The organism is Maridesulfovibrio salinus (genome assembly GCF_055394525.1).
In genome coordinates this window covers 2,622,160-2,648,018 of sequence record NZ_AP042461.1, presented here as the reverse complement: position 1 = coordinate 2,648,018, position 25,859 = coordinate 2,622,160, and the positions used below count along the sequence as shown (strand labels likewise).

23 protein-coding genes and 1 riboswitch are annotated in these 25,859 nt (G+C 47.0%); of the genes, 12 read left to right on the top strand and 11 right to left on the bottom strand.

Translation table 11 applies throughout. The annotated features are described in order from the left end of the window. Window positions 1–115: 115 nt before the first annotated feature. From ACZ5PW_RS12035 to ACZ5PW_RS12015, 5 genes are all read right to left on the bottom strand, one after another. The gene (locus tag ACZ5PW_RS12035; protein ID WP_464553861.1) at window positions 116–787 is read right to left on the bottom strand and encodes an HPP family protein; all 672 of its coding nucleotides are present in this window, start codon (window positions 785–787) and stop codon (window positions 116–118) included. Window positions 788–1,024: 237 nt separating this feature from the next. Further along, window positions 1,025–3,022, bottom strand: a complete 1,998-nt coding sequence (locus ACZ5PW_RS12030) for a hypothetical protein (protein WP_464553857.1) — start codon at window positions 3,020–3,022, stop codon at window positions 1,025–1,027. A gap of 345 nt (window positions 3,023–3,367) precedes the next feature. Beyond that, the gene (locus ACZ5PW_RS12025) at window positions 3,368–5,407 is read right to left on the bottom strand and encodes a DUF1365 family protein (protein WP_464553853.1); all 2,040 of its coding nucleotides are present in this window, start codon (window positions 5,405–5,407) and stop codon (window positions 3,368–3,370) included. Next, complete coding sequence (locus ACZ5PW_RS12020; protein WP_464553849.1) at window positions 5,404–6,690, bottom strand: NAD(P)/FAD-dependent oxidoreductase; 1,287 nt, start codon at window positions 6,688–6,690, stop codon at window positions 5,404–5,406. The genes ACZ5PW_RS12025 and ACZ5PW_RS12020 overlap by 4 nt, the downstream gene beginning before the upstream one ends. 38 nt (window positions 6,691–6,728) lie before the next feature. Then, window positions 6,729–7,232 (bottom strand): DUF2062 domain-containing protein, encoded by a 504-nt coding sequence (locus tag ACZ5PW_RS12015; RefSeq protein ID WP_464553845.1) that lies wholly within the window; start codon window positions 7,230–7,232, stop codon window positions 6,729–6,731. A gap of 79 nt (window positions 7,233–7,311) precedes the next feature. Here ACZ5PW_RS12015 and ACZ5PW_RS12010 point away from each other — a divergent pair, with 79 nt between their 5' ends. Both ACZ5PW_RS12010 and ACZ5PW_RS12005 read left to right on the top strand, forming a co-directional pair. Then, entirely contained in the window at window positions 7,312–8,088 is a 777-nt protein-coding gene (locus tag ACZ5PW_RS12010; protein ID WP_464553841.1) for an SDR family NAD(P)-dependent oxidoreductase, read from the top strand. Continuing rightward, window positions 8,088–8,633 carry a DUF3833 family protein gene (locus ACZ5PW_RS12005; protein WP_464553836.1) on the top strand — a complete coding sequence of 182 codons (546 nt, stop codon included), beginning with the start codon at window positions 8,088–8,090 and terminating at the stop codon, window positions 8,631–8,633. Before ACZ5PW_RS12010 ends, ACZ5PW_RS12005 begins: the two co-directional genes overlap by 1 nt. Before the next feature lie 78 nt (window positions 8,634–8,711). On the opposite strand, the gene ACZ5PW_RS12000 is transcribed toward ACZ5PW_RS12005, so the two are convergent. Together ACZ5PW_RS12000 and ACZ5PW_RS11995 are read right to left on the bottom strand one after the other, a co-directional pair. Next, the gene (locus ACZ5PW_RS12000; protein WP_464553833.1) at window positions 8,712–9,860 is read right to left on the bottom strand and encodes a cation:proton antiporter; all 1,149 of its coding nucleotides are present in this window, start codon (window positions 9,858–9,860) and stop codon (window positions 8,712–8,714) included. Between the two features lie 2 nt (window positions 9,861–9,862). Next, window positions 9,863–11,281 carry an NAD-binding protein gene (locus tag ACZ5PW_RS11995; protein WP_464553829.1) on the bottom strand — a complete coding sequence of 473 codons (1,419 nt, stop codon included), beginning with the start codon at window positions 11,279–11,281 and terminating at the stop codon, window positions 9,863–9,865. Window positions 11,282–11,856: 575 nt separating this feature from the next. On the opposite strand from ACZ5PW_RS11995, the gene ACZ5PW_RS11990 reads away from it, so the two are divergent. The 7 genes from ACZ5PW_RS11990 (at window position 11,857) to thiE (ending at window position 17,902) form a co-directional block, all read left to right on the top strand. Further along, window positions 11,857–12,930, top strand: coding sequence for a KamA family radical SAM protein (locus ACZ5PW_RS11990; RefSeq protein WP_464553824.1), 1,074 nt, complete (start codon window positions 11,857–11,859; stop codon window positions 12,928–12,930). A 364-nt stretch (window positions 12,931–13,294) separates the two neighbouring features. Beyond that, window positions 13,295–13,963 carry a phosphate signaling complex protein PhoU gene (gene phoU / locus ACZ5PW_RS11985; protein ID WP_464553820.1) on the top strand — a complete coding sequence of 223 codons (669 nt, stop codon included), beginning with the start codon at window positions 13,295–13,297 and terminating at the stop codon, window positions 13,961–13,963. 385 nt (window positions 13,964–14,348) lie between these two features. Further along, a riboswitch (TPP riboswitch) is annotated at window positions 14,349–14,450 on the top strand. A gap of 67 nt (window positions 14,451–14,517) precedes the next feature. Then, the gene (gene thiS, locus ACZ5PW_RS11980) at window positions 14,518–14,718 is read left to right on the top strand and encodes a sulfur carrier protein ThiS (protein WP_464553816.1); all 201 of its coding nucleotides are present in this window, start codon (window positions 14,518–14,520) and stop codon (window positions 14,716–14,718) included. 4 nt (window positions 14,719–14,722) lie between these two features. Then, window positions 14,723–15,499 (top strand): thiazole synthase, encoded by a 777-nt coding sequence (locus ACZ5PW_RS11975; RefSeq protein WP_464553812.1) that lies wholly within the window; start codon window positions 14,723–14,725, stop codon window positions 15,497–15,499. A 4-nt stretch (window positions 15,500–15,503) separates the two neighbouring features. Continuing rightward, window positions 15,504–16,625, top strand: a complete 1,122-nt coding sequence (gene thiH / locus ACZ5PW_RS11970; protein ID WP_464553809.1) for a 2-iminoacetate synthase ThiH — start codon at window positions 15,504–15,506, stop codon at window positions 16,623–16,625. Next, complete coding sequence (gene thiF / locus ACZ5PW_RS11965; RefSeq protein WP_464553808.1) at window positions 16,622–17,248, top strand: sulfur carrier protein ThiS adenylyltransferase ThiF; 627 nt, start codon at window positions 16,622–16,624, stop codon at window positions 17,246–17,248. The genes thiH and thiF overlap by 4 nt, the downstream gene beginning before the upstream one ends. A gap of 3 nt (window positions 17,249–17,251) precedes the next feature. Continuing rightward, entirely contained in the window at window positions 17,252–17,902 is a 651-nt protein-coding gene (gene thiE, locus ACZ5PW_RS11960; RefSeq protein WP_464553806.1) for a thiamine phosphate synthase, read from the top strand. Between the two features lie 74 nt (window positions 17,903–17,976). On the opposite strand, the gene ACZ5PW_RS11955 is transcribed toward thiE, so the two are convergent. Then, entirely contained in the window at window positions 17,977–18,489 is a 513-nt protein-coding gene (locus tag ACZ5PW_RS11955) for a hypothetical protein (protein WP_464553803.1), read from the bottom strand. Window positions 18,490–18,634: 145 nt separating this feature from the next. Here ACZ5PW_RS11955 and ACZ5PW_RS11950 point away from each other — a divergent pair, with 145 nt between their 5' ends. The 3 genes from ACZ5PW_RS11950 (at window position 18,635) to ACZ5PW_RS11940 (ending at window position 20,643) form a co-directional block, all read left to right on the top strand. After that, a complete protein-coding gene (locus tag ACZ5PW_RS11950) occupies window positions 18,635–18,970 on the top strand; it encodes a hypothetical protein (RefSeq protein WP_464553798.1) in 336 nt (111 codons plus the stop codon). Window positions 18,971–19,026: 56 nt separating this feature from the next. Further along, the gene (locus tag ACZ5PW_RS11945; RefSeq protein ID WP_464553795.1) at window positions 19,027–19,785 is read left to right on the top strand and encodes a substrate-binding periplasmic protein; all 759 of its coding nucleotides are present in this window, start codon (window positions 19,027–19,029) and stop codon (window positions 19,783–19,785) included. Between the two features lie 99 nt (window positions 19,786–19,884). After that, window positions 19,885–20,643 carry a substrate-binding periplasmic protein gene (locus ACZ5PW_RS11940; RefSeq protein WP_464553792.1) on the top strand — a complete coding sequence of 253 codons (759 nt, stop codon included), beginning with the start codon at window positions 19,885–19,887 and terminating at the stop codon, window positions 20,641–20,643. 85 nt (window positions 20,644–20,728) lie between these two features. Here the strand turns inward: ACZ5PW_RS11940 and ACZ5PW_RS11935 are convergent, their stop codons facing one another. From ACZ5PW_RS11935 to fdnG, 3 genes are all read right to left on the bottom strand, one after another. Next, a complete protein-coding gene (locus ACZ5PW_RS11935; RefSeq protein WP_464553788.1) occupies window positions 20,729–21,640 on the bottom strand; it encodes a formate dehydrogenase accessory protein FdhE in 912 nt (303 codons plus the stop codon). A gap of 347 nt (window positions 21,641–21,987) precedes the next feature. Then, complete coding sequence (locus tag ACZ5PW_RS11930; protein ID WP_464553785.1) at window positions 21,988–22,722, bottom strand: 4Fe-4S dicluster domain-containing protein; 735 nt, start codon at window positions 22,720–22,722, stop codon at window positions 21,988–21,990. An 86-nt stretch (window positions 22,723–22,808) separates the two neighbouring features. Then, window positions 22,809–25,850 carry a formate dehydrogenase-N subunit alpha gene (gene fdnG / locus ACZ5PW_RS11925; protein WP_464553781.1) on the bottom strand — a complete coding sequence of 1,014 codons (3,042 nt, stop codon included), beginning with the start codon at window positions 25,848–25,850 and terminating at the stop codon, window positions 22,809–22,811. Window positions 25,851–25,859: the final 9 nt, after the last annotated feature.

The window sequence follows — 25,859 nt, the reverse complement described above, 5'->3', positions numbered from 1 at the left end:
GTTTTATGAGGCAGGACATGGGGATATTGTTTGAGGTTGGTAGGTATATCTCTGGTTACTAACATCCGCTGATCCATGGCCTGCCTCTTTTCACTTTCTAATGGCAGCCCTCCTTTCAGCTGATTCGAGTCAGCATTCTGAAATGGTGTGTACCTAAAACCATGCACCCTATGGCCATGCCGAACAGTCCGGTATTACCGATTACAGGCAGCATAGCCTGAAAGCACATTAGAATGCAGCTGACCGCACATATCGCAACTCCCAGAATCTGGGTTTTCTCCATGTACAGTCCTGCATTTCTGATATTGTTATCAATATCCCGGGCGGGAAATTCGAACCATATTCTATTCCAAACAAATGAGAATATAACTGTCACCGTTGCTCCCCATGCCATGTTAAGGGGAAGAGCATACCATGGCATGGGGAGCGGGAGTATTGCCGGGATTGCTGCGGTGGCGGCCGCAGGCGGGTGGTCGGCGTCAAATATCTGCATAAATACGGCAGCCAGCATGACGGAAAGTCCGAGCTTCAGCGGCAGAATAAGATCAGCTCCCGGATTGATCCAGTTGCCCAGCCAGACTCCGGCCAATCCGCAAACAGATGCCACCGTATGTCCTACGATCACGGATTTGGGGCGGGCGACACGCAGGAAGACGCAACTGGTGTTTATAAAACATGTAGCGGCAAGAGGCGGATAAAGTACCGCTATCCCGGTATCTCTTGAAAGGACAGCCAGAAACCACAATAGCAAGCCTCCCCCAACGGAACCCCATACAATTCTGGTCAATGAGATTACTCCCGGACGGTAAAGATCTCCGGAAAATTCCTCCCGGCATATCCTGCATAATCTGAATTGGACTGACCCTGATCTTAAATGCATCTTTCACCCCGGCAGTTTCTCAGCGGAACCATGTAAACAGTCAAACCCGTGGGTGCACAACCACCCCCCGGCGTAGTTGCCGGATAAACCGGGGGGTAGCAGTGCAGCCCGATGAGGCAACAGGCAAATGCTTGTAAAGCTTTACTATGAACGCCAGCAGACATTCGATCTGGCTTCTTCAAAATCCTTCAGGATCATTGCCGCCACTTTTTCCGGATCGGGATCAACATTCATGCATGAGCCGAGCAACTCCTTGGTGCCGCTGTAAAGGAACTCCTCAACATTACGTGATCCCTGCACAGGAGCATGTACACAGTGATAGGAATTGAAGCCGAGCATGCGGTAGGCAAGTGCCGCGCCTACACCTTTTTCATTGGACCATTCCGGTGTTACCTCGGCAAAAGGCAGGTCTTTCATATGGCGTCCGGTGTACTTTGCTATTTCCCTGAAAACAGCTACCGCGTGGGCGTTATCTATACATTCCCCGAAATGCCAGACGGGCGGCATCTTGGGACCGAGAAACCTAAGGAGCTTGTCCCCGCATTTTTCCTGACCTTTAACCGAGCAATATCCAAGTTTGGCCATTGGGAAAGACGCGCAACCGTTGGTAAAAACGAGCACATTGTTTTTCAGCAGAATATCGACGATATCCACAATAGCTTTCTCAAATACGATTCTGGTGTTGGTGCATCCGGCCAGATTGATAATCCCCTTGATCTTACCTTCAATAAGAGCTGAGGCAATTGTGGACAGTGAACCGTAACGTTCCTTGAGAGTATCGATATTGAACCCGACTTCCGCTTCAATTTCATGCTCGGGGATATGCCTTTTCACATCACGGCGGTTTTTGAAGCTCTCGATCGCGCGAGTGACGATTCGATCTGCCAACTCAGGAAGTTTATCAAGATCCGAAAGATCTCTCTTGTAACCGATATGCTCGGCTCCTGGCAGTTGATTTGATTCATTTGTAGTAACGACAACTGTCTTGTAGCATTCGGCCACATCCATAATGCCGGGAAAGATTTCCTGAACATCCGCAAGCCAGAGATCAAGAGCCCCCGTTGCCACAACAAGCTCGGAACCATTGGCATTGGACAAAGGGATTACGCCCCCGAGCCTGTAAAGCGAAGAAAGACCGGAACAGCAGATACCATAAAACTGTATCCCGCTGGCACCAGCTTCCTCTGCCATTTTAACAAACTTATCACTGCGGGCCGTCTTGATGACTTCCATTGCCATCTGCGGTGCATGTCCATGGATAGCTATATTTACGGTATCAGTTTTAAGCGCGCCAAGATTGGCCTTAACAGTCGTACGCTGAGGAACACCGTACAGACAGTCACTGGCGATAGAGCCGCCCACTACGCTGTTCATTGAAAAAGCAATCCCCAGACGCATAAACTGGTCCATGGCCTTGCGCCAATCCCCTTGTGTTCCGACTGTAGTCTGATGCAGGGCCTCGAATACTTCGTGATATGATCCGACAGGAATCAAATCGAGATCCTCCCAGACTCTTTTGCGCTCATAGGTTGCCGCGGCTTCCAGAGTTCTATGAGTACCGGGAACAGCTCTGCTCATATCCTCCAGCAGGATATCCGCAATCTGTCCGGCAAGTTCTTCAATGCTGCTGTTTTTGATATCAAGATCAAACATGTCAGCCACAGCTTTGACCTTATTTTTTCCTTCAATGGGAAGGTCTATATCACCTTCGGCTGCTTTTTTCAGAGTAAGAATGATTTCCCGGGCACGAGCACCATGTGCCGCGACACCTCCCGCCGCAGACCTTACCAGATTACGTGCAACGATAAGATCAGCATCTGCCCCGCATGTTCCTCTTGGAGAGCGTTCAGTTATCTTGCATGGTCCTAAAGAACATATTTTGCAGCACACACCTGCCAGACCGAAAGAACAATGAGGCTTCTGCTGATCAAACCGGTCAAAACAGTTTTCCACGCCCTGCTCATCCATATATCTGACCATCTCCCTCACTGCCGGATCAGGAGCGTGCTCAATCACATCCTTTTTACTGGCAAAAGAGTTACGGTATTCCTTGACCGCATTCCTGTAATCCGTGAAGTCATTATGGTTATGTTTGTGTCCGTGATTATGATCATGTTCATGAGAGTGGTGTTCTTTTCCCATTTGCTCATTCCTTTAGGCTGTTTAGCCTCGGATGATAATCCTCAAATAAAGCAAACCGATTATTGCTGTTACCTGCCATATCCCGAGGCGTTGTCGTAGAATTTATCTACTCAGTCCTAAGGCAATAGCTGTGCCGAACTCCTCTCTCACTTATAACACACTGAAATAAAACGATATTTTTATATTTACCATCTACATCCACAACGAAATTACGTTACAACAACGGAATTACATTGCATAACAACTGAATTTCGTCACAAGAAAGGCCCGCAAAAAATATCGCGGGCCTGAATTTAAGAAACTAAGGTTAGGAACTGATGATTAGCAGCGGACATTCAAACTACTTCATGTTCTGCACTCCGGATTGCTGCAGCATTTCCTGATCGATAATGGCTCCGCTCTGGAAAGGACAAACTGAATATTATTTATATGACCGTAATCGAATCCTGCTTCACATAAGGCAAAGTAGTAGTTCCATGTACGTTTGAAGTATTCATCAAATCCGTGGGCGGATATATCTTCCCAGGCAAGATTGAATTTTTCCCGCCACCGTCTGAGCGTAGAAGCATAATGGGGACCGATTGACTCAACACTCTGTACCACCAGTGCCGTATCCTTTGATGTTACTTCACAAATTCTGGTCAGGGAGGGAAGAAGCCCTCCGGGAAAAATATGTTTACGTATCCAGTCCATTCCCCACCTGTATCGGTCATAATGGGAATCCTGAATTGTAATGCTCTGAATGACTGCGAGCCCGGAAGGTTTGAGCAGCCTGTCTATAGTCCGGAAAAATTCCGGATGAAAATCATGACCAACAGCTTCAAGCATCTCTACTGATACTATTTTATCAAACTTATCAGTAATTTTTCTGTAATCCTTGAGTAAAACTGAAACCCTGTCTTCAAGCCCGGCTTTCCGGATTCTTTCAACAGCATAACGGTACTGCTCTTCAGAGATTGTGACTCCGGTAATGCGGCATCCTCTTTCAAGCGCTGTCTGGTGGAGAAAGCCGCCCCATCCGCAACCTATCTCCAGCACATGATCATCAGGGCCTATTTGAATCCTGTCTGCCAAAATACGATTTTTGCGCTTCTGGGCCCCACTTAAATCTTCATCAGTTCCTGATGGATCAAGAAACACAGCACTTGAATAAGACATAGTTGGATCAAGGAATCTTTTAAAAAGCTCATTGGAAAGATCATAATGAGCCGAAATATTTTCTTTTGATCCGGCTTCATCATTTCTTGGGGCAAACTCATGCCGCAGATTATCCAGAAAGCCGCAGGCCCTGTGCCCCAGCCTGTTCAGCACACCATTACCTTCCCGTCCATCCCTATTGTTGCCCAGAAAGAACAGAACCACACAAGGCAAATCCGGGGAATCCCACCAGCCTTGCGAATAAGCCTCACCAAGGCCAATCTCACCGTGGAACAGGACCTTACGGTAAAACTCAGGAGACTTTACAATTATATGAGCCGTAAATCCGTTGCCGCTTCCGTAGCATTCAGTTTTACCTGTCGGACTTTCCAGAAGCAGAGTTCCCTTCTTCATCTTCCGCAGGCGACTGCGTACAATCCTTTCATAGATGGAAGCTGTTTTACTGTTCTTGCTGATATGTCTGATTGTCATAGAAGTCATAGGTTCCGGCTTTGGGTGGTATCCGATTTTCTTACCGTAATGAATCTTCCCCGCCTCCCATAAGATACGAGGAAAAGTAAGGTGTGAGGTGAAAGGCCTGCTGACTATACTCTTGAGAAGGTTCCCGTCCGTAAGTGGAATGCGCTCACCTTCTTCAGAGATTTCCGCCTCAAAATTCTTACTGCCATCACGAATGAGAGTAACGGAAACAGCAAGATTTTTCCTGATATCAGAAAAGTTGAAATGATACCTGCCCGTGCGGTCAAAAAAAGGAGAAACATGAAAAGTTTTATCGGCCTGATATTCTGCCGGAAAACCTTCCGTGTCTCCATGGCCGGACAGGGGATAAACATGTTTTTCACCGAAAGTATTATTTACTTCAGCAACGCATCCAATGTGCTCGCCGTCTCTGAAAAGCCAATAAAAGCTTACAGGATTAAACACATAATTCATCAACCGGGGAGACGTGACCAGATAGACTTTATCCCCGGTCTGTATTTCAAGACCGTTGTCAGCCATCAGTGCTGACAGCTTTTCGGGAATGGTTCCTGAACCGGAAGTAAGGTAATCGCTGTCCAGAAGTGAAGCCAGCGAAAAGCGGTTGTAACCAAAAAGCTTCAGACTGCGGTCAATTTCAGAAAGATCGTCCAGATCCAGAAGACAGGTCCGCACAGGATATTCAAACGAATGCTCTGTAGGGGCATAACGGTTATGTTTTACCCTGCAGGGCAGCAGAAAGCTGTTCATAAAGACACCCCGAAATGATGTGCCACCTGCTCGCCGGACCTGGCCCCGTCTTCATGAAAGCCGTATCCCTGATATGCCCCGCAGAAAAAAGTTCTGTTAGGCCCGTTGAGGGACCCCATTTCTTTCTGTGTCGCCATTGAATCAATAGAATATTGAGGATGATCAAAATGGCGGATATCTATTCCGGTCCCGGTTTGCGGCTCGCGGATGGGATTAAGTGTGACAACATACTCCTTAGTGCTCCTGATCTTCTGCAGCCTGTTCATATGATAACTGACTCCCACAGGTGCATCCATAGCTCGTTCCGGCTCTTTAATGAAATTCCATGAAGCAGTGGCGATTCTTCTCGGCGGCAGAAAGCTCATATCCGAATGCAGGACCACCTTATTATCTGCATATGACCACGGACCAAGCAGCCTTCTTTCCTCATCAGAGGGACTCTCCAGAAGCTTGAGGCTTATGTCCGCATGGGTAGCCATAATCACGGCATCGAATTGCTCGGTGCTGCCGTCAGTGACAATACTGACATTTTTTTCCGTCCGGCGCACAGTCTCAACTCCTGATCCACAACGAATTTCACCCCTGAAGGACTGCTCAAAGGCCTTTACATACGTACTGCTTCCGCCTTTGACATAAAACCACGGGGATCTGTTGCGGTAATCAAGAAGAAGATGGTTGTCGAAAAATCTCACCAGTGCTTCTGCCGGAAAATCCCGGGCCTTGCCGTGCGGAGCCGACCAGATTGCCCCGGCCATAGGCAGGAGGTAATAGTCCTCAAACTCCTTGCTGTATCCCATGGAATCCATATATTCGCCGATGGTAATCCAGGAAAGCCTGCCACTGTCGAGGTCCGCTTTAGCCTCTTTTCCAAAACGCAGCATTCCCTTAAGCATTTTCCAGAAAGAAGGTGAAACCAGATTTCTCCAGCGCGCCAGCATTCCCCGCAGCCCCGTTCCGGCATACATGAACCCAGTGCCGGGATCATGAAAGGCAAAAGACATATCCGACTCAGCTCTCTCAACACCAAGCTCTTTCAGAAACCTGTTGAAGACAGGGTAATTCTGTTCGTTGAATACAATAAACCCCATATCAACGGGCCGGATCTCATTTTCATCCTGCACATCCACGGTATAGGTGTGCCCGCCCAGCCGTGTTTCCTTTTCAAACAGAACAACATCATTATCTCTGGAAACCAGATGGGCCGCGACAATTCCGGAAATTCCGCCGCCAACCACGGCAACACGCATTCCGCCTTCGGTATAATCAATATTATTTTGAGACATAAATCCTTCTTACAATAACTGGTCGAATATGTGAACAATTATGATATTTTTCTTGCAACGGCCAACCTCAGCATCAACCAGCGTAATGGGAGGAAAACAGCAGGACCGGCAAACAACCATACAAACAGCCACCCAAGTATGGCATGCAGCAATGGAATACCGAGAACTTTAAAAGACCCCACAGGATCAGTAGCGACAATCATAATTATTTCCGGAACTGAGGTCTGGAAATGATCCACACCCAGCAGAGTCTCTCCCACCCTCAGAAAAGGAATCATCAAGACATACTGCAAGGGAGTAAAAACTAGTGAAACACCGCTTGTCACAGCCTTGTTGCAACGGAATAACCAGGATAACAGTAAAGCCATGAAGGGGTTGGTTCCTATCTGGGGCCAGGTTGAAGAAAACAATCCCAGCGTAACAGCCAGAGCCACACGCCGGGGGGAAACCCCTCGGGTCAACTCCCTCATAACCGGTTCACGAACCCTTCTTCTCCAAAGCCTTACCGGCCATAAAGGACGCTTCTCTTCTGAATTAAGCATACTGATCCATACACTGTTTTTTTAAATTAATCATGCTATAGAGTAATCTAATCCAGACAAAATCAAGCGGAGGTCTTTAATGGATCATGTCCAGACGATATGGCTTACAGGAGCAACAAGCGGCATAGGCAGGGCGCTGGCCCTGAAGTTTACTAATGAAGGTAAAAATGTAGTTTTAACAGGCAGGAACAAAGATAAGCTGGAATCATTGGAAAAGGAATCATCTACCCACAGCGGGAAAGTATTATGTGTTCCCTGCGATGTAAGCAAAGACGAAGAAATAAAATCGGCTTATGCTCAGATCAAGAAGGAATGGGGCGTACCCGACATGGTTATTGCCAACGCAGGAACTCATATAAACATGCCCGCAAGCGAGATCAGCATTTCCAAATGCAGACACCTCTTTGAGATCAACCTTGCCGGAGCAATTTCAACTTTACTAGTGGGTTTACCGGATATGCTGGAGCGCGGAAGCGGACACCTTGTGGGCGTAGGTTCACTGTCCTCGTACCGGGGACTGCCGCTCGCTGCAGCCTACGGAGCAAGTAAGGCCGGGCTTAACAACTTCCTGCAAAGTCTGCGGTTCGATGTTGAAACTTACGGTTTATCTGTAACAGCAATTAATCCGGGGTTCGTAAAAACACCGCTCACAGATCTTAATGACTACCCCATGCCGATGATAATTGATGCAGACAGCGCAGCGCAATTCATATGGAATGGGCTTTCAAAAAGAAAAATGGAAATTCATTTTCCTCCGGCTTTCTCATGGAGCTGTAAACTGCTCAGAGTTCTGCCCTACCCCTTGTATCACTGGTTAGTCCGCCGAATAACCGGCAGCAAAAACAGGAGAGGATAATGGACAAATTAATCCTGCCCATCTGCGCAATTTTCATGGTCGGCTGCTCAGGCAATGTAAATGTTGAGGAAAACAGCGCCGGAGGTGTCCCCATCGTGCTGGAAGATTTTTTTAATGGAGAACTGGATGCTCACGGAGTGATACTTACAAGGGGAGGCTCGGTCAGGCGTTCCTTCAATGCAGTCATGCGTGGAAGCTGGGAAGAAAAAGACGGTGCACTTCACGGAATACTGACTGAAGATTTCATATTCAACGATGGGGAAAAACTTCAACGACGATGGGAATTTACCAAAACAGGTAATGGGCCCTACACCGGAACAGCTTCCGATGTGGAAGGCGAAGCAACCCTTGCAACTTCCGGAAATGCCCTTCTGATGGACTACAATCTGATAATTCCTGTTAAAGGTAGAACTCTGACAGTGAATGTTGAAGACTGGCTGTGGCTGATGACTCCTGAAACGATTGTAAATAAGAGCACCATGCGCAAATGGGGGTTCAGGGTGGGCGAAATAATCACTACAATTATACGCCGTTCAGACTCCTGATAGATGTATCGGGAGTCCTGCAATGAAAGGGCCCAGACCTAGTCTGCACAGTCCTTTGTCTCGCCCTTTAGCAGCATTCTAACCCAGTTTTCTGGAAAGATACCGAAAAGCAACAGGCCCGGTAATGCAGGAGACAAGAGCCAGCAGGACAATACTGTCCTTGGTAGGTTCGCTGATATATCCTTCCTGCAGACCAACTGCCGCCGCCGCGATTATCAGGCTTAACCGGGAAGACAAAAGTGCGCCTGCCTTGAATCCATCAGTGAAAGTCATGCCCCACAGTGGAAAAATGAGACATGGAATAAGTTTAACAAGAATTGCAGCCAAAAAGGCATAAAAGGTAAAGAGAATTCTATCAACCGTTAAGATATTACTGACATCAAACTCCATGCCGACATGAATAAAAAACATGGGAATCAGGAAACCGAATCCTATAACAGAAATCTTTGATTCCAGATTATCCTTCTTCCGGAGTACAAAAGAAAGAATACATCCGCCCATAAATGCTCCAAGAACAGGCTCAAGATGAACTGCCTCGGCAAGACAGACAAATAGAAATAAAAGAGCCAGCGAAACACGCACGCCCTGTTCCTGCAGCGTCTCAGTCAAAAGCAGCCGCTCCGCTTTTTCAGGATTCCACCAGGCCCATAGTCGTGCAGTCCATAGAAGAACAGCAAAACCAAGGAAAAGAGGTAGTGGAGCAAGAAGGGTAAAGTCCAGACCGTTGACCTTGAAAAGAATATAAAATGTTATGCCCAGTAAAGTCAGAAAATCCGCGAAAGTTGCGGCTATAAGCACAGTCTGCCCAAACCGGGTACTTTGAATTCCCGATTCCTTTAAAACAGGCATAACCAGCCCCAAAGATGTAGTGGAAAGAACCAGAATCATGAAATAACTCTGATTCAGAACAGCCGCGCAACCAAACGCCACAAGGATCGTCACCCCAAACAAAATGCAGTGAAAGGCCAATGCTTTTCTGCCCTGCCCTTTTAGCAGCTTGAAATCAATCTCCATTCCGGACTGGAACATGAGGACCATAAAACCAAGCTCAGCAAGAAACGACAACCATTCCCCAGGGAAGTGAAGCCCCAGAAAACTCTTACCGATCAGCACACCGAACAAAATCTCTCCCACGGGAGAAGGTACTCCGGCACGGCGGCTCAGACCGGGCAGTAATGCAGCAGCGAAACAGACAATAAAAAGGGCGACATCCTGTGAAATAAACATAATTAAAACGCCAGCAAGAGCACCGAACAATCCGATGCAACTACAAGATTTTCACCGATGTTGGGAGTAAAAACCCCACGGTCACGGTTGGTGCTTCCAATAATCATCAGATCATAGTCCGTGCTGAGTTTCTTAAGCTCCTTGACCGGATTCCCTTTTCTTGTGACAAGCTCAAATTTGGTTTTATAAATATGCCCCAACTCATTGGCCCGGCTCAGGACTTTCTCCTTCCACCCGTCATTTTCATCTCCGGTTATGAACTCAGGTTCTTCAATCACAGCTATAGCTATTTCTCCACCCATCTGTTTTCTGATATCAACCGCAACTTCCACCGCTAATTCAGACATGGCAGAACCGTTGAAAGGCACGAGGAATTTTCCATAAGGGGCTGACCCCTTGGAAATCAGCAGAGGCCTGTCTAGTTCACTGGCCAAGCCGACATAAGACGGCTTTCCGAAAGCCTTCATGAACTTCGTCTCGAAAGGTGCCGTTACCACCAAACCGAAATTACTACCGCGGCAGCTTTCACGTATATTTCCGGGCAGCTCTCCATCCAACGAAATCATGCCTACGGATAAATTCTGCGGCCATCCCGTCAGATGTTCATGATACGGCTCTTCCGGCTCGGCATTAAGCAGAGTCACATTTTTGATCTGGGTATTCTGAGCCACATATAAAGCTTCATGAAGTTCCTGTTCAACCCCCTCGCTCGATTTAATCACAGGTAGAGCCACAAGCAATCCCGGTCCGTAAGCCATTGGAAAATGGGGATTACTGCATTCAAGGATGCCACAAAGATTCTGAAAGACCGAACTGTTGCCCAGAATCACGAGGCGGTCATCTGAACGAATCAGAGTATCCGGCTTGGGAAACAAAACCTTTTCGTCACGAAAAATTGAAACAAGACGCATGTCCCTGCGCTGAAAATATCCTGCCCGTTTACCTACTATTCTAAGATACTCTGAAGCCTTGATTTCCATAATATTGGCAGCCCCTAGATATAGAGGAGTAACCCTCATTCTCGGGTCCTGCAGATAATGGTACAACTGCCCTGCCGCCAGCTTTCCGAGCTGGATTACATTTATCCCTTTTTTTCCGAGAATCGCGGCAATTTCACTATCATGAATAAAAGCCGAAACATGTCGAACGCCGGCAGCGAAAGCCATTTCAGCGATAATCTTATTGTTTCTGTCTTCATCAGTGATAGCCAGTACATAGTCGTAGCCACCCACTTCTACTTTATCCATCACCACCTGACTGGTAGCATCTTCAACATAACTGGCTTTTACATCGGAAGAAACTGCAGAAGTCTGTTCGATCCGTTCACTGGATTTATCAATGAGCGTCACCTCCCAGTCGTCACCGAGACGCCTGAGCAACTCTCTTGCCGCCCTTCCGGCTCCGCAAATCAAAAGTCTCATTATCTATACCCCTTACCCTGAATAGCATGTGTTACGAGATCTATAGTACATGTTAACAATACACCCATCATTTCAGTAAAGTAAACGGAATATGCCCCTTTCATCCAAGCCCATGAAAAATTCATCGATATCCTTGATAAATCCGACCCTCCCCCCCTTCAAAGGCCTTATACTCAAGACAGCACAACAAAGCATTTTAAACCTTAAAAACATAAGTAGTAAACACTTAGTACATAAACAAACTATGCAGTAAAAGCTGTAAATACATTAAAGACACAACTATTAAATAAACGCTCACTTTTTTAACATAGAATCAATGCAAAACTAGAACCATAGAACCAAACTTTAAATCAACACCCCGTCTTAAAAATCACGGAATATTCAGCCACATCTTTGCTCATATTTAAATTTTTCATGCTCAGGGTTCACTTTATACCAATTTTAGGATAATAAGTCTCCGATAAATTCTGTTTTACAGAGAAAAAACCAGACGACTATGGTTGTATTCTGGTTCATTTATCAAAAACCCTAACCTCGGACATCGATGATGTTCCGCTATTGTTTCTGGAGGATTTATGGAAAACTGGAAAGATCAGATGAAAAATATGGTCAACACTCTTGATCGGTTAAAAGAATACATTAACGTTACTCCGGATGAAGAAGAGGCCATAACAACACTTAACACAACATGGGGTACAACTCCGCACATGGCCTCATTGATGGACAAGGATGACCCCAACTGCCCCATACGCATGCAGGCAATCCCTTCATTGAAAGAGACCCAGAACGAGTACGGAATCGACAACTATCTTGTATGGAAAGAAAACCGCGCAACCGAAGAAAAACGTCCGGACTGCATTGCCCGGCAGTATGTTGACCGTGTAGCTTTCACGGTAACAGACATATGCGCCAACTACTGCCGTCATTGCTTCCGCAAGGAACTGGTGGTGGATAAAGACCTTGAGTTGAGATTCGACCTTGACGAAGGCATTGAATGGATAAAAAACCACGAAGAGGTCCGGGACGTGCTGATCACAGGCGGAGACCCCCTGCTGCTTTCAGATGACCGCCTCGAATATCTGCTGAAAAGCCTGCGCTCCATCGATCACATTGAAATGATTCGCTTCGGAAGCCGTGTACCCATTGCAATGCCGCAGCGTATCACGCCGGAACTGACCAAAGTTCTGGGTGGCGACCACGATATTCCTTTATGGCTTAACACCCAGTGTAACCACCCCAAGGAGTTGACACAACGAACGCGCAAGGCCGTTTACGACCTCCTGACCTGCGGCGTAAACATAGGCAACCAGATGGTCCTGCTCAAGGGAATCAATGATGACCTTGATACCTTCAAAACCCTTCACCAGAAGCTCCTGCAGTTCCGCATCCGTCCTTACTACGTTTTCTACTGCGAACCCGCTCCCGGCATCGACCATTTCCGCACCCCCATTGAAAAAGGAGCCGAACTTATACGTGACGGACTCCGCGGCCACACCACCGGTCTTGCCCAGCCCATGTACGTATGCGCGACAAATATCGGTAAAATACCGCTTATGCCAGACTACTACTGCGTCGATAAGAACGAACAGGAATACACATTCCGCAACCATCGCGGCGAAACAACCAAAATGCCCACCATCAAAGACTGATCATCCGCAAATAATACTCTCATACAAGGTTATCCTTTCTGACTTCGGTATATGAATGTCTGAGGATTGTACGATCCCCTGCAGTATATTCAATGCTGCGGGGGTTTTCAGAATAAAATCTGCCTTAAGAACCTATATTGACGCCCTTCCCAGACCTGCAGACTATTGCTTACCTGTCTTCAATCCCTTAATTTAACTGAAGCTAAAGCCCAATTGTAACCAACATCCTTCATCTCGCCATAATGCTGTAACAATAATAACGTATCCGCTACATGTGTGGCTGACCACTCAATCATTCACACCCGACAAAATGAAATTTTCTGAAAACATTCCGACCGGCAAAAGCCACAGGAGTTAATATTTTATGGATATGCAGCACCCTCTCAAAGTCTACGAGGACGAACTTTCCGAACTTCAGGACCTGGTACTTAAACTAGGTACCCTTTCTCTTGACCAGTTGACCAGAGCTATTGCCACTTTCGAGGTAAACGACCCTGAAGCAGCTGAAGAAATTATCCAGAGAGATTCTGAAATCAACGAACTGGAACACAAAGTTGACCACATGTCTCTTATGATAGTGACCAAAATGGAACCCAAAGCCGGTGACCTGCGTTATGTTTTGGCAAGCAGCAAAATTGCTTCAGACCTTGAACGTATCGCGGACTATGCCAAAAGCATCGCTAAACGGGGCAAAAGAGGCTTTGCCGATGAGCATACCCAGCATCTGGGCTATGTGAAACACATGGGACAGGAACTTTCCGCCATGATGGAACAGATTCTTGTAGCATTTAAAGAACTGAGTGTGGAAAAAGCTCTTGATGTCTGGCACAGTGACAGTAATGTCGACGCCTTGTTCAAAGAAGCAGTCATTGGCATGAAGGATTGCGTTTCGTCCGAGGACCTGGAAGGTAAGGGTTTCATTTCACTCCTTTTCACCATGCGCTGCCTCGAACGTGTCGGAGACCATATTACAAATATCGCTGAACATATCTACTTCATCAAATATGCGGAATACTTCTCAGGCAAAAGATAAGCTCTATATAATTTAGATTACATTCATAGCAGTTTGCATCTGATATAGAATCAGCTTTCAAAGAGACAGCTTAAGCTTCCTCATCCAATCAAAAAAAGCACTGGAGCCGGCTTTCATTAAGCACGCAAGGTTTCAGTGCTTTTATATATTCAGCTTCGGATTTTAAAGTCGTCTGACAGTTGATACTTGAAATGTGCCGGACTCAATAAACTGAACTGTACAGATCCTAATCATTCGAGTTCTTTTGCAGTGTCCACCCCTATAGAGTTTTCATGCATCCCGGACTTTAGAGGCTCTACCTGTGACAGTTTATGTTATAAAATAATACTGCCACTGCATCCATCTTTCTTTTCCTCTTTACATGGACAGCTGTTTTGAATAACCTTCTTGCAGCTAGGGGCGCCTTAACTGGCTGAGATGGCATAAAGCCTGTCCCTTTGAACCTGATGCGGGTAATCCCGCCGTAGGGAAGCTGAATAAATAGATTTCGTTTTATCATCTATTCTTTTAGCTCACCCTTCCGTGGTGAGCATTTTTTTTATGGAGCTCCCAAAATGCTTGTTACTCTTAACGGAAAAGAAACTGAACTTTCCGAAAGCACGACCATCCTTGAGCTGATCAAATCCAAAGAACTGACCCCGGAAACTGTGGTTGTTGAGCTGAACAGGGAAATTGTTGCCGCGGAAGTTTTTGAAACAACTGTAATCAACGACGGGGATCACCTCGAAGTGCTGCGCTTTGTTGGCGGAGGTTAATCTAATGAATGAAGATATTTTTGAACTCGGCGGCGTTAAACTGAACAGCCGCCTGCTTACCGGAACAGGAAAATACGCGGATGATTCTGTTATCCCCGATGTATGCAAGGCTTCAGGCTCCCAGGTTATAACCGTTGCCCTGCGCCGTGTGGATTTTGAATCTGAAACCGGAAACGTGATGGACCACATCCCTTCCGAAATGCAGTTGCTGCCGAACACTTCAGGCGCGCGCAATGCCGAAGAAGCTGTACGTATCGCACGTCTTGCCAAGGCTATGGGTTGCGGGAACTGGATCAAGATCGAGGTTATTTCCGATAACAAGTACCTGCTACCCGATGGTTACGAAACCGCAAAGGCAACGGAGATTCTCGCCGAGGAAGGATTTGTGGTCCTGCCTTATGTAAATGCGGACCTCTATATTGCCCGCTCACTCGTTGACGCAGGAGCAGCGGCGGTGATGCCCCTTGGCGCGCCCATCGGAACCAACCGGGGACTAAAAACCCGTGAGATGATCCGTATCCTGATTGACGAAATAGAGCTGCCCATCATAGTTGACGCTGGAATCGGCCGCCCTTCCGAAGCCTGTGAGGCAATGGAAATGGGTGCTGACGCTTGTCTGGTAAACACCGCAATCGCCACTGCGAGCGATCCGGTTCTCATGGCAAAGGCATTCGGCCGGGCCGTAAAGGCCGGACGACAGGCATACCTCTCCGGCCCCGGAGCAAAACACAGCCACGCCAAGGCATCCTCTCCCCTGACCGGATTCCTGCACGAAGGATAAGAAAATGAGTTTCTACCCCATCTGCGCCGAATACAACGACGCCCCCCTTGCCGAGCAATTCGGCTCCGTTACCGAACATGATGTCAGGCGCGCCCTTAACAAGACAACCGCAAGCCCCGAAGACTTCCTTGCCCTGTTAAGTCCGGCAGCACTCCCTTTTATTGAAGAAATGGCCGCAAAGGCCAGCAGGTTGACCATGCAGCATTTCGGACGGACAATTCAACTGTTCACCCCGCTGTACATGGCTAACTTCTGCACCAACAAATGCGTTTACTGCGGATTCAATACCAAAAACAAAATTCCCCGTTCCCAGCTCGGACCTGAAGAACTGACAAAAGAAGCTAAAGCCATCGCTGCCACCGGACTTAAGCACCTGCTCATACTGACAGGTGACGCCCGGGCCAAGTCATCTCCGGAGTATATTGAATCGGCAGTAAAAATTCTGCGAAATCATTTTCCGTCCGTTTCGATCGAAATTTACGCCATGACCGAGGATGAATACAAACGGTTGGTCGAAGCAGGTGTTGACGGCATGACCATGTTTCAGGAAACATACAATGAAACATTGTACCCAGACCTGCATCCTGCCGGACCCAAGAACGATTACCGCTTTCGTCTTGATGCGCCTGAAAGGGCCTGCAAAGCCGGGATGAGGGTTGTAAATATCGGTGCACTTCTCGGGCTTGATGAATGGCGGAATGACGCACTCAAGACAGGCATTCATGCTGCCTATCTGCAGAACAAGTATCCGGAAGTGGACATTGCTGTATCACTGCCGCGCATCCGTTCCCACGTTGGTGACGCCTTCGTACCCAGATCCATTGTCAGTGACACCGACCTTGTGCAGAACATGCTCGCCCTGCGTATCTTTCTGCCCCGCTGCGGAATAACCATCTCCACACGCGAAGCTCCCGGATTCCGTGAGAACATACTTCCACTTGGCGTAACCCGCATGTCAGCTGGCGTTTCCACTGAAGTCGGTGGGCACACCTGCGATGATGAGGAAAAAGTAGGACAGTTTGACATCAGCGATGATCGAAGCGTTGATGAGATGTGTGCAGTTCTTAGAAAACACGGTTACCAGCCTGTTTTCAAAGACTGGCATCCGCTTGAGGAAGCATCGTGAACCGTGCTGAACAAGGCATAGCCGCTTATCTCGGTGAAGATCGGCTGCGCTATCTGCAGAAAATACGAATCGGCATAGCCGGTGCTGGCGGACTGGGCTCAAACTGTGCCATGCATCTTGTTCGCAGCGGCTTTAAATTATTCACGATTGCAGATTTTGACCAGGTGGAAAAATCCAATCTCAACCGGCAGCAGTATCGACTTGAGCAGCTCGGACGACATAAGGTCACAGCCCTTTGCGAAAACATGCTGTCAGTCAATCCGGATGCGGACTGTTGCATACATGTGACCAGAATAAACTCGGAAAATGCCGATGAAATATTCGGGCAATGTGATGTGATCATCGAAGCTTTTGACGATGCCTCCGCCAAAAAGGCACTTGTGGAAAAGTACATGAACTCGGACAAGCTGCTTGTCTGTGCCTCAGGTATGGGCGGGACAGGGAATACCGATGAAATGATTACCCGCAGAATCCGGGATAATTTCTACATTGTCGGAGACATGAAAACTGAATGCAACGCCGAGAATCCACCCTTTTCACCAAGGGTAGGGATCGCCGCCGCCAAACAGGCTGACGTAGTCCTATCATTTTATTTAAATAAATACGAATCGGAAAGGAGTTAAGCCATGAGCGCAAGAGAAATAACCCGCAAAAATATCCTCGATACAGACCTTTACTGCCTTACCGCCCTCAAATTCTCCAAGGGCCGTTCAAACATTGAAGTTGTACGTGAAATGCTCGACAACGGTATCAAGCTGATCCAGTACCGTGAAAAGGAAATCAAATCCGGACAGAAATATAAAGAATGCGTGGAAATCCGCAAAATGACCCGCGAAGCAGGAGCAGCCTTCATCATCAATGATGATATTGATCTTGCCGTGATGGTCGGAGCGGACGGAATACACATCGGACAGGAGGATTTTCCCGTCCATGCAGTGCGCAAGCTGATCGGGGATAAAATGGCAATAGGCCTTTCAACCCATGCTCCCGAGGAAGCACTCGCAGCCGTAGAAGCTGGTGTTGATTATATCGGAGTAGGACCCATCTTCAAGACCTACACCAAAGACGATGTAGTTGATCCGGTAGGCTTCGAATACCTCGACTGGGTAGTGAAAAACATCGATATCCCCTTTGTCGCCATCGGGGGCATCAAGGAACACAATATCGCTGAGGTAATGAACCGTGGCGCAAAATGCGTTGCACTGGTCACCGAAATTGTCGGTGCTGATGATATCGGCGGGATGATTCGGGATTTGCGTGGGGCGATAAAGAAGTAAAATTTATTTGATTTGTTTTGATTTTAGGACTCCCCGGATAGCTTGGCTGTCCGGGGAGTTTTGTTTATATAAGATTAGAAGGGTTGGCCGTCATTGAGAAATACTTCTCCACCATAAGCATGGATAGAATTTGCAGTATGGATTCTTACAAATCCAACTAAAGCCTTCTGTTTCATAGGGTCATTTGATTTCCACTTCACCACCCCATAACCCATAATTCTGTTTGGAACTGTTCCTCTGGTGAATTCCATCATTCTTGTCGAGTGTGCGGGAATTTCAAACTCGTTTCCAGCAGTCATAATGTATGACCAATTTACTCCGTCAGTACTTACTGAATAAATACTGCCATAAGAGGAAACATCATTCCCATTGTGGTCGTAAATATCAATTTTGCAGTGGATTGCACTATCAGTTATGTTGGATAGATGAACCCTTGTTACGGTCCATTCACTAGAGCTTCTATGGCCAGTAACATGTGGAACCAAGCAGGTTCCCTGCGCATTAAAAGCAGTCTGCGCCATCGCCCCACCGCTCATCATCAAAACCATTATCATTGCCAATACGAATTTCATTGTCTTTTTCATCATTTCTCCTTAAAGATTAAACCCAAATAGATGTCAAACCAGACACATTAAACACACTATAGACATATATCGGCATCTTCTTGATATTATTTATATTAAATCTAGATATTTGTTTATAACATATAATTCAGCATATTAAGGAGGAGTTTTGTTTAGACAGAAGGAATGGATATTCAGCGGCAAATCAGGAGAGGAATATACATTTGAAATCTTTGCCAAGACCCGCCCTATCCCGGAATACGGCGGAATATATATACTAAGTTATACCCACCCACGGGGTCACCGAGCCGGATTTCTGGTTAATATGCTGTATGCAGGGGAAACAGACAATTTCAGCAATGAAATGGAAAATCCACCACAGGCCGATTGTCTATGGGATGGCTGCTGGAACTGTATTTACCTGTTGAGGATTGAAGATCCATCGAAAAGAACGAAAGTCCTTTCAGACTTAATCAATGGCAATGAGATTAAATGCCAGGATTAAACATCTCTTCATTAAAACCTGGATTCATGCTATGAAGGATATAAGTGAGGAATCGAATGCTTGCACGTCTGCTCATATGCACCATACTTTTCATACAGTTGCTTTGCAGTGTCGCGTGCGCGCAATCATTACGCTATACAACCTTTATAGTTGAATCCATCATCCCGTATGCCTATGCCAGCAACCAAACCGTGAAAGGGGTCAATGTTGAAATTCTGTTAGAGGCCCTTGCTGCAGTCAATATGAAACGATCAGCCTCCGAAATACACATTTACCCTTGGGCACGCGCATATCAGACAGTCGTTTCAACTCCCAATACCTGCATAATAAGCATGGTAAGAAATCCAGAACGGGAAAACCTTTTCAAATGGGCGGGACCTATCGCAGACTACAAGTGCTCATTTATCACCAAGAAAGGCTCAAAGGCCAACACATTAGATGATTTCAAGAAACTTAAAATCGCGGCAATACGGAAAGCAGTATCTTATGACACACTGCTGAAAATGGGTTTTGATCGGGACAAGGTGGACGATGTAGCCACCATCAAAATGATGGTCCAAAAACTACGCTATGACAGAGTAAATATGATCTTCAGCAACCCATATGCCATCTTCAATCAAATTAAACTGCTTGGACTTGATGCTGAATCATATGAGATTAAACATACCGTCAATACAGGGAAAATGTACTGCGCCTTCAACAATCAAACTGACGAATATCTGGTGCGCAAGCTTCAACACGGAATAAACATAATCAGCCAGAACGGAACACTGGATCAAATCATAAATAAATACAAAAAAGCTATGCTCAATTAAAATTTGGGCAAATAACTTCTTAAAGTACTGCGAAAAATATACTCCGCTATTCAGTTATGCATTTTTTTAAGCTATAGTTCACGAAACTAAGGAATAAGTATGCTTAAAAAAGTAATGCTCCTGCTAACTCTGCTCACAGCTCTCATACCAGGGACTGCGCACGCCCAGTCTCTCAGAAATACAATATTCATCACCGAAGAATTACCCCCATACAACTATTCAGATAACGGAGCAATCAAGGGGATCAGTGTCCGTGTTCTTTTTGCTGCCTTTGATGCTGTAGGGTTGAACCCCAAAAAAGTGGACATAAGACTCTATCCATGGGCCAGAGGATACAAGACCGTCCTTGAAACCCCAAACACCTGCCTTTTCAGTACCGTCCGCAGTAATGCCAGAGAGAACGATTTTAAATGGGTGGGCCCGATTACGAATGCAAGTCTTTCCTTCTTTTCCAGAAATGATGGTTTTGCAATAAACAACTTTGAAGACTTGAAAAAATATGTTGTCACGACATCAAGACAAGGTATTGGGCAGCATGTTTTAAAAGAAAATAAATTCTCGGAACACAAGACAGACTATTCTATAGACACCCTGACTATGGTTAAAAAGCTTAAAATAGGAAGAGTGGATCTCGTACTGGAGAATGAAGAAGTAATGTATCATACTTTAAAAAAGCATAATATTGAATGGAAAGAATTTAAAAACAATTACACCGTCTATCTTGGTGAAGTATACTACGCATTCAACAAAGAAACAGATGAACGCGTAATCAAAAAATTACAGGAAGGGCTGAACATCATCAGGAAAAATGGAAAATTAAGCGCAATTGTCAGTACAATTCCTGACACCATACCTTGAGTGCAATTTAATTGATCTTCATAGCATAGAGTCCGCCACAATCTAACAGACTGTGGCGGACTCTAATAATTTTATTCTACATAATTCACAGGACATTCCAAGGAGTTTCAGCCATAGGCATGAACTCTTCTTCCTGTGCCCGGATATCAAGATAAACCAGTCCCAGCGGAGCTACTCTCGGGTCCGGTTCTTCAACAAGTTCCCTTGTATCTACGGTAACCGAGTAATGCCTGCAGGACTCACAAACGTACACCCGTTCATTCGCACGCTCCTGCGCCTGAAGATACCTCATTTTCTCATGATCTTCGTTCTCGCACCATGGGCACATATTGCGCTTGAAACGCCATTCATGACCGCAACCGGAACAGTGCAGCCAGCGCTGACCGCCGTGCGATTTGAGATACGCGTTGTCTTCACCTGATTTTTTAAGAAGTGCCAGATCGGGAAAAGTTCCGCATACAGGACAGTACCCTTTAAGCCACTGCATATTTTCAATTTTATCAGCTGCCCTGCTTTCCATTCTCACCATGAAGGATTTAAGAGCCAGACTCCCTGCAAATACGAGCATCTGCTCATCTGCATTCCACTCTTCGGCCAGAGAAAAAACAGCTTCCTGATCCTCATCCCAAATAGCTTTGGCAAGATCATTCAGGTTCATAGTATCTTCAGCAACCTGTAGCAATACTGCGCTTTTTTCGCTCATTGCGGGCATACCTTCAGCAACAGCAGCAGCCATAAGCTTAAAGACTTCCCGGTAGTAATCTCCCAGATCAGGCAGACTCATTTCGGCAAACAACGGCACTCCCTGCTCAAAACGGGGAGCGTATGCATCCGGCACTGTAAAATCGTTCCAGTCAGCAAGAATCTCATCCGCCTTTTCCTGCGCACTCAGCAAAGGGCCGAAGGCATCGAAAATATTCTCAAGAGCGGGCAGCCTCTTACGCAAAGCCAGCAATCCGGCCTGTACATCATGTTTTTTTTTAGTGTCACTCATCATTCTTGCTCCTGAAATATTTTGCCGCCGGAGGCTCTCAGAGGGCCAAAGAAACTTTTTTATTCACCACGTCCTGTGGCTCACCTCCTCTTTCCTGCGGATTTGTAAAAAAAGTTTCTCTGGACACTTCAAAAACTTTTAATAAGCTTCGCGCCCATCGACAAAAGTAGTCCTTAAATTTGATTCATTCCTATGCAGCAAAATTCAAAATAAAAAAATAATTCATCACTTCCCCAAACTGTACAACCCCAGTGGGCAAAGCCTTATTGAAAGGTTCTGAAGGGGATGGGGTCTGGGGAAGGGGAAACTCTTGCAAGAGTTTCCCCTTCCCCAGCCGCCGGAGGCACAAATTATCCAAAGATACGTTTAGCCGGTCTGGTTAAACCTGCAAGGAACTCTTTACGGGTAACACCGTTACCGACACCGGAAGCATCGGCAGTTACATACTCATAGTAGAGTTCGGGTTTATCCTGAACCAGATAGATTACATTCACTTCATCTGCATCAATGATCTGCGCGTTGGGATATTCCTTCTTTACCTTGGCCAGAGTCTTTTCAGCCAGAGCAAGCATATCTTCCCGCTCACCGAAGTTCATGGTTCCGGTGGGACATGTTTTCACACACATGGGAACAAGCCCCGCCTGAAGACGGTCAATGCACATATCACATTTACTGAGCAATCCCGTTCCGCTGTTACGGCGCGGGATATTGTAAGGACATGCTTCCCTGATTTCTTCAGCTTCTGCAGCACCGAGGCGACTGGACTGATCAGTAAAGATAACCGCACCGGTCTCTTCATCCTGAACCACCGCACCGGTCACATACATATCAGCAATGTCCTTGCAGGGGGGGACATCACAATGACGGCACTGGTCGGGGAAGAAATACCATTCGACCTTGCCGTTTATGCGATGCTCGCTGAAACGGACGAGTTTATAATTGAAAGGATTCAGATCAGGTGGATTCTGATGTGATCCTCTTTGCTTGGTTTTCACCGCGGGCAGACCATGCCATTCCTTACAGGCAACCTGGCAACCGCGACAAGCCGTACATCTCGAAGTATCGACAAAGAATGCTTTAGGCATTTTTTACTCCTAAGGACGGACCGTTTTCCGCAGTGTGATTATTCAATAAAAAAATCACACTTCCGGCGATCCGGCTTGGTTTCGGGTTACTCTTCAATCTCGGTAAGTCTTTTCGCTTTGCGAACGTTCACCAGAGACGCCTTATACTCGGGAATGGTGGTGTTCGGGTCACCGACCGAAGGTGTCAGCCTGTTGGTGGCATCACCGCAGCCACGGGTAGTCCAGCCGAAACAGAATGGCATACCGATTTCATGAACGATATCACCCTTGATTTCAAACGGAGTCATGCGCACAGTAACCATTGCAATAGCTTCAACTTTACCCCTGATACTTTCAACGATGACAGGATCTCCATTCTCGATACCCTTTTCCTTGGCCAGCTCGGGACTCATTTCCACATAAAGCTGAGGTTCGGCTTCAAGAAGTGCCGGAGTATTCCTTGTGTCACCGCCACCGCACCAGTGTTCAGTGAGGCTGTAGGTGGTAAGCACGATGGGATAACGCTCATCAGCCGGTTCAGCCAGTTTGTCCATGTCACTTTCAGTATACTTGTATACCGGACTGTTAAGCTGACGGGAGAAAGGATGGCGCTTGATGGGTGTTTCCACTGGCTCATAATGATCAGGGAAAGGACCATCATTAAGCCCCGGACCATAAAGCTGACCGTGACCTTCCTTGCGCATAATAAAAGGATAACGCCCTTTTCCGGTTGCCATTGGCGGCCATCCACCATCAGGAACATCACCTATCCATTTGGAGCCATCCCATTCTATAACCGCCTTTTCAGGTGCATAAGGCTTACCATTAAGATCCACGGAAGCCCGGTTATAGAGAATGCGCCTGTTTACAGGCCAGCACCATGCATAATTGGGATAAAGGTTGATTTTGGCCTGCATGGGAGTCTGGGCAAGACTGCGGCGTTTGGCCTTGTTGCCTTCATCCTCGGTATAACTTCCGGCATAAAGCCAGTTGAGGCTGGATGTTGCGCCATCATCAGTCAGAGCGACAAAAGACGGAACCTGCTGCCCTTTTTTGTATTTTCTGCCCTTGAAGGTTACATCCTTTGTGAAACGTCCGTTGATACGCTGGGCAATATCTTCGGCATCATAATAGGCAGGCCAGTCAAGACTGAGCAAAGCTTCGGGGTAAACACCGTTTTCCTTGTTATAGAGGCGGCGGACATGATTGATGATGTCAACATACATCTCACCCATGCTCTTGGACTCACCAAGTGGACGGCAGGCTTCATAGTGCCAGAGCAGCCAACGTCCGGAACTGCTGATGGAACCGGCTTTCTCGGCCCGCTGCGCAGACGGGAGCATAAAGACTTCGGTTTTCATGCTTGTGGGGTCCACGCCCGGTCGATGCCAGTTCTCACTGGTTTCGGTATGATGGATCTCACCGACAACCATCCAATCAAGGTTATCAAGGGCCTTGCGGACCTTGTTGGAGTTGGGCACACTCTGTGCGGGGTTGGTTCCGAAGACAAATCCGCCTTTAATATCACCTTTGTACATGCGGTCAAAGATGAAGAGATAAGAGTAATCTTCACCATCATCCGCCTTGGGAAGCATATCGTATCCGAATCCGTTATCCGCGGAGGCATTGTCACCACGCCATCCCTTGAGCAGTGAAGCCATGTACTTGGGCTTATGCTGCCACCAGTTAGCACTCTGCGGGTCGTTTGACACCGGGGTTGTCGCCTTCACATAATCTTCATACGAGCCCATGCTCGCTTTGGGCATAGGCAGGTAACCGGGCAGAATATGCCAGAGGATACAGTGGTCTGTGGACCCCTGAACGTTAGGCTCACCACGCAGGGCGTTGATTCCGCCGCCTGCGACACCGATATTGCCGAGAAGAAGCTGAAGGATGGCACTTGTCCTGATATTCTGGACACCCACGGTATGCTGTGTCCAGCCAAGGGCATACATGATGGAGCCGGCCTTATCCCTTTTACCTGTCGCCGCGAATTCCTTGTATACCTTCAGGAGGTTATCCTTTGAGACACCGGTTGTCCTTGAGACATTTGACAGGGAATAGCGGGAATAGTGCTTTTTGAGCAACTGCAATACACAACGGGAATCCTTGAGGGACTCGTCCCTTTTGGGAACACCGTTTTCATCGGTTTCAAAAGCCCATTTGGACTTATCGTACTTGCGGGAATTCTTGTCGTAACCGGAGAACAATCCTCTTGAGAATTTGTAATCCTTTCCGACAATAAATGCTGCGTTGGTATAATTCGCAACGTATTCCTTGAAATAAAGTTCATTATCAAGGACATAGTTGATCATGCCGCCCATGAAGGCGATATCTGTACCCGATCTGAGCGGTACATGGAAATCACACCTTGCAGATGTACGGGAGAATTTGGGGTCCACATGCATGACCTTGGCGCCTTTGTCCTTGGCCCTGAGAACCCATTTAAATGAGATGGGATGGTGCTCTGCGGCGTTACTTCCTATGATCAGGATAGAATCCGCATTTTCAATATCGCACCAATGGTTGGTCATCGCACCGCGTCCGAACGACTCTGCCAGAGCCGCAACAGTTGCGCTGTGTCAGATACGTGCCTGGTGATCAAAATGCACCAGGCCGAGGCCGCGTACACCCTGATGGACGACTGCACACTCCTCGTTATCCATCTGTGATGTACCAAGATGGAAAATTGATTCTACACGGTTGACTTCCTGGCCCTTTTCATTGAACCGTTTGAAGTCTGCATCACGTGTTTCCTTTACCCTCCGCGCAATGCGGTCCAGTACCCAGTCCCAGCTCTTTTCTTCCCATTTTGTGCTGTAGGGAGCACGGTACAGGGGTTTTTCAATACGATGATGGTTGTTGTGCATGGAGAGCATCGCCGCACCTTTAGCACAGAGAGCACCTTCACTCACCGGATAATCCGGATCACCTTCGGTACTTACAATCTTTCCGTCCTTGACATGAGCTATGAAATGACAGCTCAATGAACAGAAAGGACAGATGGAAATCACTTCCTTGGCGCCCTTGATCTTTAGTCCGGCGGCGTAAGCCTTCGCCGTAGAAAGATCGAGTCCCATCTGGCTCATTCCAAGCCCCGCGACACCTATGCCCGCTAGCTTGATGAACCCTCGCCGTGATATGTTCATGGGAACCTC